Genomic DNA, 3,024 nt, shown 5'->3' on the forward strand with positions numbered 1-3,024 from the left:
GTAGATAGGTTCGGGGTGGAAGCACGGCAACGTGTGGAGCTGACGAATACTAATCGGTCGAGGGCTTAACCTATTATCTGCCATACGAAGTATGGTCAGAGAGCTGCGATGCGTAAGCGTCGCAGGCCCGGAAAAAACGGGAAACTAATTCACGAACTTTACGCATGCATTTCGTATCTAGTTTTCAGGGTGCAAGCCACCTTGAATGAAATGAAACTTGATGTTTCCTGGCAGAAACGTCGATACCGTTTGGTGATGATGGCGGAAGGGAACCACGCGTACCCATACCGAACACGAACGTTAAGCCTTCCAGCGTCGATGGTACTTGGACCGAAGGGTCCTGGGAGAGTAGAACGTCGCCAAGCAAAAAGCAGGTGATCTTTTAATCAGATCAGCTGCTTTTTTTATTTGCTTTTATTTTTAGCAATAAGATCAGTAACCGTAACGAATTGATAGCCCTGCTTTTTCAGCTCAGGGAGAATCCGTTTTAATGCCTCTACGGTTTGAGAGCAATCCCCTTGCAGATCATGAAACAAAATAATATCTCCATTATGAACATTGGATAAGACCGTGTTTACGATTTTATCTACCCCAGGTTTCTTCCAATCCTTTGTGTCCTGATACCAAGACCACATAACTACCGTTAACTTATCTTCCTTAGTAAGCTTAAGAAGAGCTTCATTATAAAAACCGCCTGGAGGCCTAAATACATGTGGCATTTGCTCGGTAATATCGAAAATAACTTCCTGTGTCTGGCGTATTTCCTCGATTAGCTTTTCAGATGAGACATTTTTTAAATAATGATGGTCGAAGGTATGGTTTGCAATTTCGTGGCCTTCATTCACTTCACGGATGGCTATAGCCGGGTACATTTGGACCCTTTTACCTAATACAAAAAAAGTGGCTTTAGCTTCATACTGCTTCAGTATATCGAGAATTTGTGGAGTGTAAACGGGATTAGGCCCGTCATCAAAAGTAAGGGCGATTAGCTTTTGGTCGGTAGTTACATTCCAAACGACCTCGCTGCTTGGCTTGCTGGTTGCAGCCGTAGTAAGGGTTATTAAGGAGCCACAGAGCAATAGTTTGGATAGAAGCCGGATCAAAGAAGTCCCTCCCTCCACTGTATGTGGTTTTAGTCTCTCTTATATGGGCGTGAATATACAAAAAGGCAGCTGCCATAAAGCAACTGCCAAAGGGAGACAAGAAGGTATTTACTTGATAACGTATACTTTAACTTGCTGAATTCCGAATTGATCCGCTTTAGCTTTACTGTCCGGAACATAAATGTCGATTTTGTCCCCTTTAATAGCTCCGCCTGTATCGGAAGCTGTAGCGAACATTCCTCCAGAAGGCAGTCCATCATAGGAATAACCTTCAATGTACACCTTGGTACCTAGAGGTATGATGGACGGATCTACTGAGATCGTTCCAACCTGAAGGGGATTACCGAAATAATCGATGCTTGGGTGTCCTCCATTTTCAGAAGGAGCTCCAGTGTATGCGGTAGCTTTTGCCTCAATTACTTTTTGATAAGATGGGGCATACCAAGCAGGAGCATGATACCGTCCGTCTTCATCCAGAATCGCGATGTGATTAGCAGGATCCCATTGCATTTGAATATTTAACACACTAGCTAACATTCTTACAGGAAAATAGGCTCTTCCGTCGACCAGAGTTGGAACGGATTGAAGAGCAACCGGCTTGTCATTAACAAGGGCGGCTGAATCTCCGGTGGTAAATATAACGTTGTTCTGTTTGTTTTTTAGTGTAATTTTTAGTTCTTTACCTGTCTGCTCCCAGTGGGCTTCATAGCCCAGTTTTTCGCTAACAAAGCGAATAGGTACTTGTAATGAACCTGAGCCATCCAAAAAAGGCTGAGCATCTGGAAACGCAATCAGTTCATCGTTGACCTGTACTTTGTAGCTGTCGTCATGCGGAATCGCAGCATGAGCTGCGGATAAAGGCGTTAATACCGAAAGGAATAACGCAGACGACAAAATAAAACTCTTTACAAAATGTTTCATAGTCCCTCCTTGGGCCTCCGAGGTTAGTTGACGGATTCGGGAAGAGGTTTCTCCCTAGTTTGGATAACCCAAACATTCACCCCATGAAAATCGTCCCCCGTACAAACAATTAATAAAAGTTTGATTCGGCATTTTTAGAAATTACCATAGAACTATAGGATGTTCAATGCACAAATAAAACCAATAACTCCCTATTTATGGTCGGTTGTCCTTTTTTATCGGGGAATTGGTAAAACGATTACATTTTATTTGAGGTGTATTGCTAGATGCCATAAAGTTATTATTATCAAAGATCAATTCGTACTAATTCGTATTCTCCTATACATATAGAAAGAGAAAGTACCTGTAGGAATGTTGAGTATTGAAATACATGGGAAGGAAGTAAAAAAAGAGATGAGGGATAGGAACATTAGTAGTCGGAAATGAAATACTAGTATATATTAAAATGAAAGCTTGCAGAGATGCGGTATTCGTGATATATTATGTTTCTGCCCAGCCGGCAGGCTTACTGATTTGAATGCAGTTCAAAAGAGAACTTAAAAATAAAATCATAAAAAGCTTGCATTGAGTAGGCAGATGTGTTATATTATAAAGGTCGCTTTTGACGGAAGTCGAAAACGAACGAAGATTGTCCTTTGAAAACTGAACAACGAGTGAATGTTTGAACAGAGAATGAAAATTCTCGCTAGCATTGAATTTTGAGCTTAAGACAAGCTCTGTTATAGATCGCTTCGGTGATCACTTTAATGGAGAGTTTGATCCTGGCTCAGGACGAACGCTGGCGGCGTGCCTAATACATGCAAGTCGAGCGGTCCCTTCGGGGATAGCGGCGGACGGGTGAGTAACACGTAGGCAACCTGCCTGTAAGATCGGGATAACTATCGGAAACGATAGCTAAGACCGGATAGCTGGTTCTCTCGCATGAGAGGATCATGAAACACGGGGCAACCTGTGGCTTACAGATGGGCCTGCGGCGCATTAGCTAGTTGGTAGGGTAACG

General features: G+C 42.7%; 2 protein-coding genes, 2 rRNA genes and 1 riboswitch. Of the genes, 2 read left to right on the top strand and 2 right to left on the bottom strand.

Annotation, left to right across the window (positions count from 1 at the left end; all coding sequences use genetic code 11):
• The first annotated feature begins 248 nt into the window (after window positions 1-248).
• Window positions 249-365: ribosomal RNA gene (rrf, locus tag ABEA66_RS26590) — 5S ribosomal RNA — on the top strand.
• 39 nt (window positions 366-404) lie between these two features.
• On the opposite strand, the gene ABEA66_RS26595 is transcribed toward rrf, so the two are convergent.
• A complete protein-coding gene (locus ABEA66_RS26595; protein ID WP_345592340.1) occupies window positions 405-1,103 on the bottom strand; it encodes a polysaccharide deacetylase family protein in 699 nt (232 codons plus the stop codon).
• A 108-nt stretch (window positions 1,104-1,211) separates the two neighbouring features.
• Entirely contained in the window at window positions 1,212-2,024 is an 813-nt protein-coding gene (locus tag ABEA66_RS26600; RefSeq protein ID WP_345592342.1) for a stalk domain-containing protein, read from the bottom strand.
• Window positions 2,023-2,165: riboswitch (cyclic di-AMP (ydaO/yuaA leader) on the bottom strand. It overlaps the preceding gene by 2 nt.
• 602 nt (window positions 2,166-2,767) lie before the next feature.
• On the opposite strand from ABEA66_RS26600, the gene ABEA66_RS26605 reads away from it, so the two are divergent.
• Window positions 2,768-3,024 (top strand): 16S ribosomal RNA (locus tag ABEA66_RS26605); the annotation flags it as partial.

Origin of the sequence: Paenibacillus vulneris, from assembly GCF_039543185.1 — a bacterium.
GTDB classification, from domain to species: Bacteria; Bacillota; Bacilli; order Paenibacillales; family NBRC-103111; genus Paenibacillus_S; species Paenibacillus_S vulneris.